Annotated in this window: 15 protein-coding genes; 7 read left to right on the top strand and 8 right to left on the bottom strand. The window is 66.5% G+C overall.

Going from position 1 to position 13,734, the window contains the following annotated elements:
- The first annotated feature begins 433 nt into the window (after nucleotides 1-433).
- A complete protein-coding gene (locus AMD14_RS21560) occupies nucleotides 434-1,186 on the top strand; it encodes a glutamine amidotransferase (protein WP_005923112.1) in 753 nt (250 codons plus the stop codon).
- A 59-nt stretch (nucleotides 1,187-1,245) separates the two neighbouring features.
- The gene (locus AMD14_RS21565; RefSeq protein WP_003484965.1) at nucleotides 1,246-2,145 is read left to right on the top strand and encodes a BPSS1780 family membrane protein; all 900 of its coding nucleotides are present in this window, start codon (nucleotides 1,246-1,248) and stop codon (nucleotides 2,143-2,145) included.
- Nucleotides 2,146-2,374: 229 nt separating this feature from the next.
- Here AMD14_RS21565 and tatC read toward each other — a convergent pair whose 3' ends face one another.
- The 4 genes from tatC to AMD14_RS21585 all read right to left on the bottom strand — a co-directional run bounded on the left by tatC (nucleotide 2,375) and on the right by AMD14_RS21585 (nucleotide 4,956).
- Nucleotides 2,375-3,112: a twin-arginine translocase subunit TatC gene (gene tatC / locus AMD14_RS21570; protein WP_005929678.1), complete on the bottom strand. Its 738-nt coding sequence runs from the start codon at nucleotides 3,110-3,112 to the stop codon at nucleotides 2,375-2,377.
- Nucleotides 3,109-3,735, bottom strand: coding sequence for a Sec-independent protein translocase protein TatB (gene tatB / locus AMD14_RS21575; RefSeq protein ID WP_003484968.1), 627 nt, complete (start codon nucleotides 3,733-3,735; stop codon nucleotides 3,109-3,111). The genes tatC and tatB overlap by 4 nt, the downstream gene beginning before the upstream one ends.
- Before the next feature lie 15 nt (nucleotides 3,736-3,750).
- Nucleotides 3,751-3,978: a Sec-independent protein translocase subunit TatA gene (tatA, locus tag AMD14_RS21580; RefSeq protein WP_003484969.1), complete on the bottom strand. Its 228-nt coding sequence runs from the start codon at nucleotides 3,976-3,978 to the stop codon at nucleotides 3,751-3,753.
- A gap of 72 nt (nucleotides 3,979-4,050) precedes the next feature.
- Entirely contained in the window at nucleotides 4,051-4,956 is a 906-nt protein-coding gene (locus AMD14_RS21585; RefSeq protein ID WP_011052816.1) for a lipid-binding SYLF domain-containing protein, read from the bottom strand.
- Nucleotides 4,957-5,109: 153 nt separating this feature from the next.
- On the opposite strand from AMD14_RS21585, the gene hemH reads away from it, so the two are divergent.
- The 3 genes from hemH to AMD14_RS21600 are packed head-to-tail and all read left to right on the top strand — an operon-like array spanning nucleotide 5,110 to nucleotide 7,261.
- Nucleotides 5,110-6,075, top strand: a complete 966-nt coding sequence (hemH, locus tag AMD14_RS21590) for a ferrochelatase (protein WP_015463766.1) — start codon at nucleotides 5,110-5,112, stop codon at nucleotides 6,073-6,075.
- A 2-nt stretch (nucleotides 6,076-6,077) separates the two neighbouring features.
- Nucleotides 6,078-6,938, top strand: coding sequence for an alpha/beta fold hydrolase (locus AMD14_RS21595; protein WP_040107819.1), 861 nt, complete (start codon nucleotides 6,078-6,080; stop codon nucleotides 6,936-6,938).
- A gap of 56 nt (nucleotides 6,939-6,994) precedes the next feature.
- Entirely contained in the window at nucleotides 6,995-7,261 is a 267-nt protein-coding gene (locus AMD14_RS21600) for a hypothetical protein (protein WP_005917636.1), read from the top strand.
- A gap of 111 nt (nucleotides 7,262-7,372) precedes the next feature.
- Here the strand turns inward: AMD14_RS21600 and AMD14_RS21605 are convergent, their stop codons facing one another.
- The 3 genes from AMD14_RS21605 to ttcA form a co-directional block, all read right to left on the bottom strand.
- On the bottom strand, nucleotides 7,373-8,158 hold the full coding sequence (locus AMD14_RS21605) for a YgjP family zinc-dependent metalloprotease (RefSeq protein ID WP_015463768.1): 786 nt from the start codon (nucleotides 8,156-8,158) through the stop codon (nucleotides 7,373-7,375).
- A 401-nt stretch (nucleotides 8,159-8,559) separates the two neighbouring features.
- Complete coding sequence (locus AMD14_RS21610) at nucleotides 8,560-9,465, bottom strand: recombination-associated protein RdgC (protein WP_003484983.1); 906 nt, start codon at nucleotides 9,463-9,465, stop codon at nucleotides 8,560-8,562.
- 64 nt (nucleotides 9,466-9,529) lie between these two features.
- Entirely contained in the window at nucleotides 9,530-10,447 is a 918-nt protein-coding gene (gene ttcA, locus AMD14_RS21615) for a tRNA 2-thiocytidine(32) synthetase TtcA (protein WP_011052820.1), read from the bottom strand.
- A gap of 532 nt (nucleotides 10,448-10,979) precedes the next feature.
- Between ttcA and xylA the strand changes: the two genes are divergently transcribed.
- Entirely contained in the window at nucleotides 10,980-12,317 is a 1,338-nt protein-coding gene (gene xylA / locus AMD14_RS21620; protein WP_003481946.1) for a xylose isomerase, read from the top strand.
- 213 nt (nucleotides 12,318-12,530) lie between these two features.
- On the opposite strand, the gene AMD14_RS21625 is transcribed toward xylA, so the two are convergent.
- Nucleotides 12,531-13,547, bottom strand: a complete 1,017-nt coding sequence (locus AMD14_RS21625) for a LacI family DNA-binding transcriptional regulator (protein ID WP_223293145.1) — start codon at nucleotides 13,545-13,547, stop codon at nucleotides 12,531-12,533.
- On the opposite strand from AMD14_RS21625, the gene AMD14_RS25435 reads away from it, so the two are divergent.
- Nucleotides 13,456-13,662, top strand: coding sequence for a hypothetical protein (locus AMD14_RS25435; protein WP_005929711.1), 207 nt, complete (start codon nucleotides 13,456-13,458; stop codon nucleotides 13,660-13,662). The genes AMD14_RS21625 and AMD14_RS25435 overlap by 92 nt on opposite strands.
- Nucleotides 13,663-13,734 lie beyond the last annotated feature (72 nt).

Here is a 13,734-nt window from a genome sequence, read left to right on the forward strand (position 1 = left end):
TCGTCAACACGAAGCGCCGACGACGTGTGCGACGCCGCTGCGCGTTGGGCCCATGGCCCTAATACATTGCATGGATTGAACGCGTGGGATGCAGCACGCCGGCACGACGACATGCTCCGCAGCCTCCAAGCACAGTGTTCGGATGGTTATGCACGATTCGATGTTTTTCCACAGCAACCCCGCCGAACCTTGCCTCGACCTAACCACCGCGACGGCGCAAAGGCACTGTCATTGCAGCCGTGCGTTTGTCTGCCGATATCCAGGACATGCACCAGTCGGCAACCACCGCTACCCTCATCCGCATCTCGCTGCGAGGGCATCAGGACATGTCATTCGGCAATGACCCGCAGCGCGCGTCTTGGAGTGGCGCTTGAAAAAAACGCGTCGCTGCCGCCTACAATCGGGGGCATCTGTTGTGTCCGGATCTTCGCGCATGTCCGTTTTGCCGTTCCTGATCATCGAAACCGGGCAGCCCGTGCCGGAGATGAAGCGATACGGCCGTTTTCCGCACTGGATCCGCGTGGCGGCCGGGCTGGCCGAGCAGGAAACGGTGGCCATCGACGTCGCCAATGGCGACGCGCTGCCCGACCCGGCCGACTTTGCCGGCATCATCGTCAGCGGTTCGGCGGCCTTCGTCACCGACCGCGCCGACTGGAGCGAACGCAGTGCCGAATGGCTGCGCCATGCCGCCCATCAAGGCATGCCGCTGCTGGGCATCTGCTACGGGCACCAGTTGCTGGCGCACGCGCTGGGCGGCGAGGTCGACTACAACCCGGCCGGGCGCGAATCCGGCACCATCGCGCTGGAGCTGCACCCGCCGGCCGAGCAGGATCCTTTATTCGCAGGGCTTCCGCCGCAGTTCCCGGCCCATGCCACCCATCTGCAGACGGTCGTGCGTGCCCCGGACGGCGCCGTCGTGCTGGCGCACTCCCGGCAGGACCGCTGCCATGCCTTCCGCTGGGGCCGGGCCACCTGGGGCGTCCAGTTCCACCCCGAATTCGCCACCCACCACATGCGCGGCTATGTGCAGGCGCGTGCCGACTGCATCGCCCGCCACGGACGTTGCGCCCGCACGGTCGCCCGCGAGGTCACCGCCGCCCCCATCGCGCGCAAGCTGTTGCGCCGCTTCGTGCATCACGCACGCCGGCTGCAGACAGTGAGCGCTCGTCCCGCCGCGCACACCTAAAAGCAGCGATAATCGCGTGACGCCGGATGGTCCGGCGCGCGTATCGATCCGGAATGGGAATGAGCGAAATTCGTAAGGTGCCGGCATCTGCCGGCGCAGAGTGGCTGTTGACCGGTTTCTCGCTGTTGAAGCGGGCGCCGCTGGCGCTTGGCTCGCTGGGGGTGATCTGGAGCGTGGCCGCCTCGTTGGTGGTGTCGCTATCTGTCCTGGTGCCGCTGTTGGGCCCGGCTCTGCAATTCCTGCTGGTGCTGGCCGGCCCGTTGTTCATGGGCGGCCTGCTGTGGGCCATCCGCGAAGTGGACGAAGGCCGCATCGCCAAACCGTCGCATTTGCTGCATGGCCTGCAGGACGGTCGCGCGCCGCATCTGCTGGTGTCGCTGCTGCCGCAGCTGATTGCCGGCCTGCTGCTGGGCGTGCTGCTGCTGGCGATGATCGGCGCCAGCGGGCTGCAGCAGTTGTCCGAGGTGATGGTCAAGATCAACCAGATCAGCCAGTCCGGCGCGCAGCCGGATCCGGTGCAGATCGAGCAACTGGCCGCCAGCCTGCCGGCCGGGCGCATCCTGCTGTGGCTGCTGCTGACCATCGCCACCTTCGCCGCGATGACGCTGGCGCTGTTCGTGATGCCGCCGCAGGTCATGTTCGACCGCAGCACCGGCGGTCACGCGCTGCGCGAAAGCCTGCGCGCCAGCCTGCACAACCTGCCGGCGATGCTGGTGTTCTTCGTGCTGGCCTTCATCGCCATCTTCGCCATCTATTTCGCGGTGATGATCGTGGCGCTGATCGTCGGCCTGATCGCCGGCCAGACCGTGGCGATGTGGCTGGCCCAGCTGCTGCTGATGGCGGTGCTCATGCCGGTGTTCGCCGGCTCGGTGTATGCGGCATGGAAGCAGATGTTCACCCACGACGGCACCGTCGCCCAGCCAGCTCCGCCATCGCGGCCGGATGTGTTTGTTGCTTGAGGTCGCGCAGCCGTAGGAGCGCACCTGGGCGCGACCGGGGCTTCTCGACGTAGGCTTCGTCGCGCCCGGGTGCGCTCCTACATGGACGATGGCATCCGGGGCGATACCGCGCAGCGACCTGGCGTGCCCGAAGACGACCGAACCGCCCACCTGCATGCGACGGCGCCGCTTCGATGCCCTGATCGGCCAGTTCGATCACTGCGGCGCGCGCCTCGGTGCAGCGACGGCACTAAGCGGGCTTCGGTGCCACAGCACGCGAGGCCATGATGCCCAGCTCGTAGAGCAGGCACATGGGGATGGCCAGCATCAGCTGCGATACGACGTCTGGCGGGGTCAGCACGGCGGCCAGGATGAAGATGCCGACGATGGCGTAGCCCCGGCCTTCGCTGAGCTGCTTGGGGCTGACCCAGCCCAGCAGCACCAGGATCACCAAGGCCACCGGCAGTTCGAAACTCGCGCCGAAGGCGAAGAAAATGGCCAGCACGAAATCCAGGTACGAATTGGCGTCCGGGGTAATGGCGATCACGTCCGGCTTGAACGTGGTCAGGAAGTGGAACACCGCCGGCAACACCAGGAAATAGGCGAACGCGCAGCCGATATAGAACAGCGCCACCGCCGACGCCAGCAGCGGGAATGCCAGCTTCTTTTCGCGCTGGTACAGCCCCGGCGCCACGAACGCCCAGGCCTGATACAGCAGCCACGGCACGCTGAAGAACACCGCTACGAAGAAGGTCAGCTTGAGCGGGGCAAAGAATGCGCCGGCCGGGTTCATCGCGATCATCGTCTGCCCCAGCGGCAGTTGCGAGATCAGCGGTGCGGCCAGCCATGAATAGATCGCCCGCGAAAACGGCAGTAGGGCCAGCAACACCACACCCAGCCCGATCAGCCCGCGGACCAGGCGGGCGCGTAATTCGACCAGATGCTCGATCAGACTGCTTTCGGCCTGTGCGTCGTCGAACAGGCTCACGGCTGTTTCTCCTGGATCTTGGCTGGCGCGCTCGGCATCGACGCAGCCGGTGTGCCCGCATCGACTGGCACGACGGCGACCGGCTCAGGCGCGCTGGCCAGATGCGCGGCGTGCGGCGCCGGCACTATCGCGTCGTGGGGAGCCGGAACCAGGGTTTGATGCGGCGCTGGCGCAATGGGTTGAGCTTGCGCAATGACCGGCGCGGTGTGTGCAGCTCCAGCCGCATCGGTTGCGCCTGCTGCCGTATCGACATCGGGGCTGGCAGACCAATCCGCATGCGCCAGTTCCAGCGGCGTTGCCACCGGCGTGGCGCTGGCGCGGATGTCGATATCGCGGCTGACGTCGTCGTGCAGCGCGCGGGCACCCTGCTCGACTTGCTGTTGCTTGTTGCGCAGCTGGTCTTCGGCCTCGCGCAGCGAGGCTTGCACGTCCTGCAGGCTGCGCTTGAGCTCTTCGGCCTCAAGTTCGCGTTCGAGTTCCTGCTTGACCGAGTCCCACTGCATGCGCGCACGGCGCACCCACAATCCGGCAAATCGGGCCGCCTTGGGCAAACGCTCGGGGCCGAGCACCACCAGGGCGACGACCGCAATGAGCGTCAGTTCGCCAACACCTATGTCAAACACCGACGCCGCTCCGGATCAGCGCGCGTCGCGGTCGCGTTCGGCCTGCGCCTCACGCGCCTGCTCGGCAGTGCGGGAGTCGTCGCCGAGCTTGCCGGCCGGCTTGTCGTCGTCGTGCATGCCTTTCTTGAATTCCTTGACCGCGCTGCCGAGATCCTTGGCACCGCTGGTGAGCCGCTTGGTACCGAACACCAGCAACACGATCACCAGCACGATCAGCCAGTGCCAAATGCTGAAACCGCCCATGATCTGCTCGCTTGCTGAAAAGAAGGAAGACGCAGGATACCCCAGCGCACCGCGCAGGGGGATGACAGTGCGTTAGCGGTTGCCGTCTAGGGATTCGGTGCGGATTTCGCCCTCCGATACCGGCTGGAAACCTTGCTGGGCCGGCGGCATGGCGCTGGGCTGCATCGGCACGGTGCTGGCTTCGTTGGCCGGAGGCACAGTGGCCGGTTGCTGTGCCTGCGCCGGCGGCGGGGTTTGCGGACGCGGTGCCGGCGGCGCGTCATCGGCGGCGGCATCGGTGCCGCGATTGGCGCGCGCGGTGTAGGTGGCCTTTTCCAGCCGGTCGCGGAAGGCGATCACATCGGTGGACGGGCGTTCGCTGGTGCGGCCCTCGAAAATCATGCGCGGGGTCGCGCCACCGCCATAGGCATTGAGGTCGGCGGCATCGTCGATCTGCAGGACCGCACCGTCCAGCGCAACCCCGGCGAACAGGCCACGGGCACGCGACCATGACCAGATTTCGGCCTTGAGCTGACCATCGGTAGCCGCAGCGGCGTTGCGCCCGACCGGGCCTGCGGCCACGCCGGCATCGGCGCCAAGGGTGAACTTGCCGTTGACGATGTTGTCCAGGCTGCGGTCGTTGCGGAACACCAGCACCACGTCGGACGACTGCACGCCGGCCTGGAAGCCGATGCTGCCGCCAGTCAGCTTGACGAACACCGGTTGCGACCAGCTGCCATCGGCATTCTTCATCGACATCAGTCCGTGGCCGCGACGGCCGCCGATCACCAGGCCGGCCTTCAGCGTGTCGGGAATGACCACGATGGCGCGCGCCTCGTCGAGCAGTTTGTCCGGAATGGCCTGCTCGGGGATCTTCATGATCTCGGTCAGCACACGCACCGCATTTCGTGCACGCTGGTCTTCTTCCGGGCCGGCGACGGCATGGCCGGCGGCCAACGTCAGCGACAACAACAGGGCCAGGCGCGACAAACGAGGCATGACAAGCTCCAAGGAAGAATCCGTTAAAGATAGCAATGCCGCGACGGTAGTGCCGGCGCAATGAATCGGTGGTGAGCGCAACCGGCATGGAAGAGACGGCCGATCGCAGCGATCGTTGCGCTGTTGTCGGCAGCGGTGCCCGGCTCTGCCAGAATGGTGCGCATGAACACGACACCCGATACCGCCCTGCTGGTCGTCAACCTGGGCACCCCCGAATCGCCGACCGCCCCGGCCGTGCGCCGCTACCTGGCCGAGTTCCTGAGCGACCGCCGCGTGGTCGCGATTCCGCCGTTGTTCTGGAAGCCGCTGCTGTATGGGGTGATCCTGCCGATCCGCGGGCCGAAATCGGCCGAAAAATACGCCAAGGTGTGGTTGCCGGAGGGCTCGCCGCTGGCGGTCTACACGCGCCGCCTAGCCGGCGGCCTGCAAGCGGTCATGCCCGACTGGCATGTGGAATGGGCCATGCGCTACGGCGAGCCGGCGTTGCGCAAGACGCTGGACCGGCTGCGCGCACGCGGCATCAAGCGCATCGTGGTGCTGCCGCTGTATCCGCAGTACTCGACCACCACTACCGCCTCGATCCAGGACGTGGTGGATGCATGGCGCACCAGCGCGCCGGAGATTGCGGTGGAGGTGATCCAGGACTACTGCGAGGACACCGGCTGGGTGGCCGCGATCGCCGAGTCGATCCGCGCGCACTGGCAGGTGCATGGGCGCAGCGAAAAGTTGATGTTCTCCTTCCACGGCCTGCCGCAGCGCGTGGCCGATGCCGGCGACCCGTATCCGCAGCAGTGCGAACGCAGCGCGCAGGCGATTGTGGCAGCGCTGGGGCTGGGCGCGGACGAGTGGCAGATGGGCTACCAGTCGCGCTTCGGCGCCGAGCGCTGGCTGCAGCCGTACGCCGAACCCACGCTGTGGAAACTGGCTGAAGGCGGCGTGCGCAGTTTCGACCTGGTCTGCCCCGGCTTTGCCACCGACTGTCTGGAAACGCTGGAAGAAGTAGCGCTGGGCTTTTCCGAAACGCTGGCCGAACGTGGCGCCACCCTCAGCTACATCCCCTGCCTCAACGCCAGCGATGCGCATGCGCACGCGCTGGCCGCCATGGCGCGCCGCGCGTGAAGTTGGAGCCGTTTGCATGCGACCTGGCCATCGGCCGGGTCACCGGATTGCGCAACCAAAATCGCGGCCCGCGCCGGGTGCTGGCCTTGCATGGCTGGCTGGATAACGCGGCCAGCTTCGTGCCACTGAGCGCGCATCTGCACGCGCAGGAGCTGGACCTGGTGCTGCTGGATCTGCCCGGCCACGGCCACAGCGCCTGGCTGCCGACAGGCGCCGAATACACGCTCAGCAGCGCGATCGCCCTGTTGTTGCAGGTCGCCGATGCCCTGGGCTGGGAGCGCTTCACCCTGCTCGGCCACTCGATGGGCGGCGGCATTGCCAGCCTGCTGGCCGCCGCCGCGCCCGAGCGCGTGGAGGCCTTGATCGCCATCGAGGCGCTGGGCGCGCTGGCCGAGCCCGTGGAAAACACCGCCACACGCCTGCGCGATGCAGTCGCGTCGGCACGCACGCTAGCGCAGCGGCCGCTGCGGGTGTTTGCGTCGATGGAAATGCCGGTACGCGCGCGCATGATGGCCAACCAACTCACCGAACCGGCTGCACGGCTGCTGGTCGAACGCGGCGTACGCGTGGTGGAAGGTGGCTACAGCTGGTGCAGCGATCCGCGCCTGACCCTGCCCACCGCCATCCGCATGACCGAAGCGCAGATCGACGTGCTGCTGGCCTCCATCGCCTGCCCCGCCCAGACGATCTTCGCCACGCCCGCACAGCCGTATTTCCCGGACGCATTGCGCGACCACCGCGTGGCGATGATGCGCGATGCGCGCCTGCAGCTGCTGCCCGGCACCCACCACGTGCATATGGAAGCACCGGAAGCGGTCGCGGCGGTGATCAACGCCTTTTTGGATGGTTTGCGTCACGCGTGATGCGCAGATGCGAATCGCGCAGGTGAACTAGATCCACGGCAGATGCCGCCCGTGTCGTGGGCGTACTTGAATCCTTCGATCGGTGGCATGCGCCGTGGACCTTCATCCAGGCGGTGCGCGCCGCCGACCACCTGGATGCCGGCGATCGGGTCCTGTTGGACCAGGCGTGGGCAGCGGCGTGTCGCGCCGACCACTGGATGTCGGCGCGCACCCTGGACGCGGGCGCTGCGGCTGCAGAACACGCCCTGTCAAAACGCGTTGCCTGGCTGTCGCCGCTGGCCTGCCGGCAACTTGCCCGGGCTGCCTCCTACGCGTGGCGCTAGCGGCCTCTTCGCTGCAGCTCTGACCACTCGCTGGATCGCCTGTTGCTGTTGCCGCACCCGTACCACTGCCGCGAACGGGGCCTCACCGCGGCCTTGCGCGCTACGCCTGCGTCACTGCGCGTGCAGCAACCGACGCAGCTGCGCCTTGAGCTGGCGGCCGTGTTCGTGGAAGTAACTGCGCTCCTCGCGCCAGCTGGGAAAACGCTGCTCCACTTCGGCCCAGAACGCGGGCGAGTGGTTGGCCTGCACCAGGTGGCAGAGCTCGTGCACCAGCACGTATTCGAACGCGGACGGGCGGCCGAGTACCAGCGCCAGGTCCAGCGCCATCGAGCCATCCGGTGCCAGCGAGCCCCACTGCGAGGACATCATCTTCAGCCGCAGCCGCGCCGGGGCGCGCGGCAGGCCGGGCAGATAAGTGGGCAACCAACGGCCGACATCGGCGCGCGCCTGCGCTTCGTAGAATTCCTTCAGCGTGCGGCGCAGGCCTGCATCGCCCAGGCGGGTCGGCACGTGGAACTGCGCCCCGTCGTCGGTGATATCGATGCGTGCATAGCGCCCTTCGTGCCAGCTCAACGGCAGCAACGCACCGCGCAACGGCAGCTGCCCGGGCACGCCACGCTCAAGTGCAGGAAACGCATCGACCTGCTGATACCGCGACAGCTGTGTGGTCAGCCAGTCCAGATGCGCATGCAGAAACCGTTCGCCGGAAATCAGGCTCGCGCGCAGCGGCAAGGTCAGCCGTGCGCCGCGCTCGTCGACGCTCAGTTTGATGCGTCGCGCGCGCGGGTCGCGCACGCGCAGTACCGCGATGTCGCGGCCGTCCAGCTGCACGCGCACGCAGTCGCGTTCGACAACCTGCGAGGGCGGTGCAATCAGGCGGCGGACGGGCTTGAACATGCGCACAGGATACCGCCGCGATGTGTCAGGCGGTGAGACGCGTCGATTGCCGCACTCGATGACTGCCAGACCGTGATCGGTGTCGTCTCTGGAAGCGATTGGACAACCGATGGATCGGTTGTAGAGCAGCTGATCTGCGGCGTGCTGTCGGGCTCTTATCCGTCACCGTCGCAGTACACATCGCACGTCTGTCCTTCACGAAAGCAACGCAAGCACGCGCTGGTGCGGTGTGCTCACCGCCTGCGGGACCGTGTGTCGGCATGGATGCCGCCGCCGAGCCTCCACGGCTGGATTCACGGCGTGTCCCGCAAGCGGTGAGGGCGCCGCGTCCTCGACGCACCGAGAACGTTCGATTCACGCCTCGAATCGCGCCTCAACGCCGCCACCGTTCGACCTTCCGGTTACTCGGCCTTGCTCAACTTCAATGCGGTTTCCAGCAACAGGAACAAGCGGCGGATCTCGGCGCTCATCAACGCAAAGCGTGCGTCGAGTTCGGCGCGTGCGCCGTCGTCTTCGCTGTGTTCGAGCTGATCCAGGGCGCCGTCGAGGAACTTGAGCTTGCGGATGACCAGATCGTCGCCGAGCACGAACGAGAGATTGTCGTCCAGCACCAGCGCCAGCTTGGTGACCTGCTTGCCGGCCTCCAGGTGCTTGTCGATCTCGTCGCCGCGCAATTCCTGGTGCTGGCACTTGACCACCGCGCCGCCTTCGATCGGGTCCTTCATCTCGCACTCTTCGCCCAGGCTGAGGCCTTCGGGCAAGGGTTCGCCGGCGATCCAGCCGGTGAGGATGGCGCGCGGGGCCACTTCGGCATTGAGCGGCAGCGCGGGAAAGCTGCCCAGCGCGCCGCGGATCTCGCTCATCACGTTCTCGCCGCTCTTGCGGCTGGAGCTGTTGACCGCGATGTAGCCGTGCTGCAGGTCCAGGATGGCGTCGGTGCGCGAGCTCTTGACGAAGGCGCGCGGCAGCAGCTCATGGATCAGGTCGTCCTTGAGGCGCTTGCGTGCCTTGCCGCCGGGGCGGCGGCCTTCCTTTTCCTCGATCTCGGCCACCTTGCGCTCGAGCAGGTCGTTGACCACCGCGCCGGGCAGGATCTTGTCCTCGCCGCCGACGGTGAGCCACAGAAAATCTTCCAGACGGTGCGAGAGCACTTCCTGCTCGTCGCGGCCGAACGGGGAGATGAAGCCGCGCGAACTCATTTCCAGCGGGCCGACCGGCTTGAGCTGCACGGGCGGCAGCAAGGTGTCGATCTGCGAAAAATCCAGGGTGGTGGGAAAACGGAACAGGGTGAGATTGCGAAAGAACATGCGTTGGACCGAATAAAGAAAGATGTGGAGGGTGGAAAGACTGCCGGCGTCCGGATCGGCCGCGTCAGTCGCTGTCGTGTGTGGCGTGGCCGGCGGACAGCCACGCGCGGGGATCGGGATCAAGACCGCTCGGCGCATCGCCGCTGCGGCCCAGCGCCAGGAAATCGAACAACGTGCGGTCGGCCAATTGCTCCGGGCGAACATCGCCCAAGGCGCGTGCAATCTGTTCCACGCGCCCGGGGGACTCGCGGTCCCATTGCTGCAGCAGCTTGCCGACCTGCTGGCGCTGCAGGTTTTCCTGGCTGCCGCACAAGTTGCACGGAATGATCGGAAACTGCCGCGCCTGCGCGTACGCCGCGATGTCGGCCTCGCGCACGTAGGCCAGCGGGCGGATCACCACATGCGCGCCGTCGTCGCTGCGCAGCTTGGGCGCCATCGCCGCCAGCCGCGCGTGGTGAAACAGGTTCATGAAGAAGGTGGCCACGATGTCGTCGCGATGGTGGCCGAGCGCGATCTTGGTCACGCCATGCGTCTGGGCATAGGCATACAGCGCGCCGCGCCGCAGCCGCGAGCACAGCGAACACATCGTCTTGCCGGCCGGAATCACCCGGCTGACCACCGAATAGGTGTCCTGCTCGACGATAGCGAACGGCACACCCAGCCCGCGCAGGTAGGCCGGCAGCACATGGGCGGGGAAGTCGGGCTGCTTCTGGTCCAGATTGACCGCCACCAGGCTGAACGGCACCGGCGCCTTGCGCTGCAACTGCAGCAGCATGTCCAGCAAGGTGTAGCTGTCCTTGCCACCGGACAGGCAGACCATGATCTTGTCGCCGGGCGCGATCATGCCGAAGTCGGCAATCGCCTGGCCCACCTGGCGCTGCAGGCGCTTGCCCAGGCGCAGCTGCTCACGCTGCAGCCGCTGGCGCGGGTCGCGCGGCGCGGGGTCGGCCAGGGGTTGCGGCAGCGGCAGGACAGCGGTCATAAGCCGGCCATTGTAGCTGCCGTGGCCGGTGCGATGAGGGGCGTGCGGTGTGACGGCGCGGCCCCTCGCCCATCCGCCCTTCGGGCACCTTCCCCGTGAACGGGAGAAGGGAGCAAGCCCCCGTTGCGGGAAGCGCGCGCCCTGTTCCACGCAGTTCCCTCTCCGCACGCCGGAGGGAGTGCCCGAAGGGCGGGAGAGGGCAGCACGCCAGGCGCATCACCGGCGTCCCCCCATCCGGCGACCACAGACCAGTTCGTATCTCGCAGCGCAGCAAGCCTTTCCGCGCCGGGCTGGGTAAAGTCGCAAGGACATTGTTCCCCCGGATAGGCATGGCATCTCCAGCTTCGCTCCATGGCGTGGCTTTTTTCGGCCGCAATTGTGGTAGCGCTAACATTTTCCGTCGCGCACGTGCGGTACTGCGCGCAAGCATGCCGCCTGTGCTGGTTGCGCGCGCGCCGCAGTGCGTGGCTGCAGGCGCTCGGTGGCGACGCCTTCCACTGTTCCCCTCCCCTTGACGCAGGAGCTTCACCCCATGAGCAACACCGTGTACATCGGCGCGAAAGAATATTTCCCCGGCATCGGCAAGATCGGTTTCGAAGGCCGCGATTCGGACAACCCGCTCGCGTTCAAGGTCTACGACGCCAACAAGACCATCGGCGACAAGACCATGGCCGAGCATCTGCGCTTTGCCGTGGCCTACTGGCACAGCTTCTGCGGCAATGGCGCCGATCCGTTCGGCCCGGGCACGCGTGCGTATCCGTGGGATGTGGGCGATACCGCGTTGAACCGTGCCGAAGCCAAGGCCGATGCGGCGTTCGAGTTCTTCACCAAGCTCGGCGTGCCGTACTACTGCTTTCACGACATCGACCTGTCGCCGGATGCCGATGACATCACTGAGTACGAGAGCAACCTCAAGCACATGGTGGGCGTTGCCAAGCAGCGCCAGGCCGACACCGGCATCAAGCTGCTGTGGGGCACGGCCAACCTGTTCTCGCATCCGCGCTACATGAATGGTGCCTCGACCAACCCGGACTTCAATGTCGTGGCGCGTGCGGCGGTGCAGGTCAAGGCCGCGATCGATGCCACGGTGGCGCTGGGCGGCGAGAACTACGTGTTCTGGGGCGGGCGCGAAGGCTATGCCTGCCTGCACAACACGCAGATGAAGCGCGAGCAGGACAACATGGCGCGCTTCCTCACCCTGGCGCGCGACTACGGCCGCAGCATCGGCTTCAAAGGCAACTTCCTGATCGAGCCGAAACCCATGGAGCCGATGAAGCACCAGTACGATTTTGATAGCGCCACGGTGATCGGCTTCCTGCGTCAGCATGGCCTGGACCAGGATTTCAAGCTCAATATCGAAGCCAACCACGCCACGCTGTCGGGCCACAGCTTCGAGCACGACCTGCAGGTGGCATCCGACGCCGGCCTGCTCGGCAGCATCGATGCCAACCGCGGCAATCCGCAGAACGGCTGGGACACCGACCAGTTCCCGACCGACCTGTACGACACCGTCGGCGCCATGCTGGTGGTGCTGCGGCAGGGCGGGCTGGCACCGGGCGGCTTGAACTTCGATGCCAAGGTGCGTCGCGAATCGTCCGACCCGCAGGACCTGTTCCTGGCCCACATCGGCGGCATGGACGCGTTCGCCCGCGGGCTGGAAGTGGCCAACGCGCTGCTGACCGCCTCGCCGCTGGAACAGTGGCGCGCCGAGCGTTACGCCAGCTTCGACAGCGGCGCGGGCGCGGACTTTGCCGCAGGCAAGACCACATTGGCGGATCTGGCCAAGCATGCGGCCGGCAATGCGCCCCAGCAGATCAGCGGCCGCCAGGAAGCGTATGAAAACCTGATCAATCAGTATCTGACGCGTTGAGCCTTGCCACTGCACGCGCTTCGCCTCACCTGGCGCGTGCAATGACTGTCTGCATCTCGACGGTGGGCCAGCTACCACACTGCGGCGGCCAGCACTGGCTGCCAATGTGATGCGCGACCACAGAGACGTGAGCGCACACCGGCAATGCTGATGTGTTGCATGCAGGCCTGCGAGACGACCACATCCGCCCTGCGGCATGCAGTGATCTGATCGCTACGTTGACTCGGCCGCATCGTCCGCTATCGGTGCGGCTACCGAATCCCGCTTGACCAGCAGGTGCGCGACCACATGATCGACCATCCTTGCCGTACGCTCCCTGGCGCGAATCGTCTTCAGCAAGATGTCCAGCGCGGCATCGGCCATGGCGGCGATGGGCTGCTGCACGGTGGTGATTTCCGGCCACACCGCAGTGGCGGCAGAGGTGTCGTCGAACCCGACCACCGACAGATCGCGCGGCACATCCAGACCGCGCCGGTGCGCGACCGAGATTGCCGCGGCGGCCATGTCGTCGTTGCTGGCGAAGATGGCGCTGGGGCGACGTTTGCGCGCCAGCAATTTTTCCGCGGCGACCAGGCCGGATTTGTAGGTGTAATCGCCCGGCTGCACCAGGTGCCGATCCATTCGCAAACCGGCGTCGGCCAGCGCCGCCTGAAAGCCTTCGAAGCGCCGCGTGCTGGCCGACAGATTCGGATGCCCGGCGATGTAGCCGATGCGCGTATGCCCCCGTGCGATCAGGTGTTCGGTGATCTCTTTGGCTGCAGCGAATTCGTCGATGCGCACACACGCCACATCCGGGCTGAAATGGTTGGAGGCGATCGCCACCACCGGCACCTTGGCGCGCACCAACTCCAGCACTGCAGCCCTGGATTCGCACAAGGGCGGCGGCAGGATCACACCGGCAACGCCCTTGGCGAGCTTGCGTGCCGCCTTGCGTTCGGCATCGGCGTCCAGGTCGTCCCAGCAGTCGATCACCAGCTGGATCGACGTACGCGATGCCACCCGCAACACGCCCAGCAGCAACTCGCGCAAGTAGGCGCCGCTGGGATCGCTGTAGATCAACGCAATCCGCGTGCTCTGCGCGGCCGCCAGTGCACTGGCGGCAAGATTGGGCGTGTAGCCCAGCTTGTCGACTGCGCGCATGACCCGTTCGCGGGTGGCATCGCGCACGCTGCCGGTATTGTTGACCACGCGCGAGACCGTCATCGGCGAGACCTTTGCCAGCGCTGCCACCTCGTCGATGGTGGTCGCGCGGCTGGTGCGGCGGACCGATTTCCTGACCTTCTCCAAGCGTGGCCTCTTCAAATGCGTGCAAAAGCTGCGGGATGCACGGGCGCTGCTGCGGTAACGCGGACGCCGAGTGCAGGTATGACAGTGCGAGCCATGGTACCGGGAAGCAGGCAGAGCGGCGATATGCGCC

It is taken from the genome of Xanthomonas citri pv. citri, assembly GCF_000961215.1.
Taxonomy (GTDB): Bacteria; Pseudomonadota; Gammaproteobacteria; order Xanthomonadales; family Xanthomonadaceae; genus Xanthomonas; species Xanthomonas cissicola.

Coding starts and splice junctions, on each gene's coding strand:
- AMD14_RS21560 (WP_005923112.1), top strand. CDS start 434: ATGTCCGTTTTGCCGTTCCTGATCATCGAAACCGGGCAGCCCGTGCCG.
- AMD14_RS21605 (WP_015463768.1), bottom strand. CDS start 8,158: ATGTTCAAGCCCGTCCGCCGCCTGATTGCACCGCCCTCGCAGGTTGTC.
- AMD14_RS21585 (WP_011052816.1), bottom strand. CDS start 4,956: ATGCCTCGTTTGTCGCGCCTGGCCCTGTTGTTGTCGCTGACGTTGGCC.
- AMD14_RS25435 (WP_005929711.1), top strand. CDS start 13,456: ATGACCCGTTCGCGGGTGGCATCGCGCACGCTGCCGGTATTGTTGACC.
- AMD14_RS21565 (WP_003484965.1), top strand. CDS start 1,246: ATGAGCGAAATTCGTAAGGTGCCGGCATCTGCCGGCGCAGAGTGGCTG.
- tatA (WP_003484969.1), bottom strand. CDS start 3,978: ATGGGCGGTTTCAGCATTTGGCACTGGCTGATCGTGCTGGTGATCGTG.
- ttcA (WP_011052820.1), bottom strand. CDS start 10,447: ATGACCGCTGTCCTGCCGCTGCCGCAACCCCTGGCCGACCCCGCGCCG.
- xylA (WP_003481946.1), top strand. CDS start 10,980: ATGAGCAACACCGTGTACATCGGCGCGAAAGAATATTTCCCCGGCATC.
- AMD14_RS21610 (WP_003484983.1), bottom strand. CDS start 9,465: ATGTTCTTTCGCAATCTCACCCTGTTCCGTTTTCCCACCACCCTGGAT.
- hemH (WP_015463766.1), top strand. CDS start 5,110: ATGGTGCGCATGAACACGACACCCGATACCGCCCTGCTGGTCGTCAAC.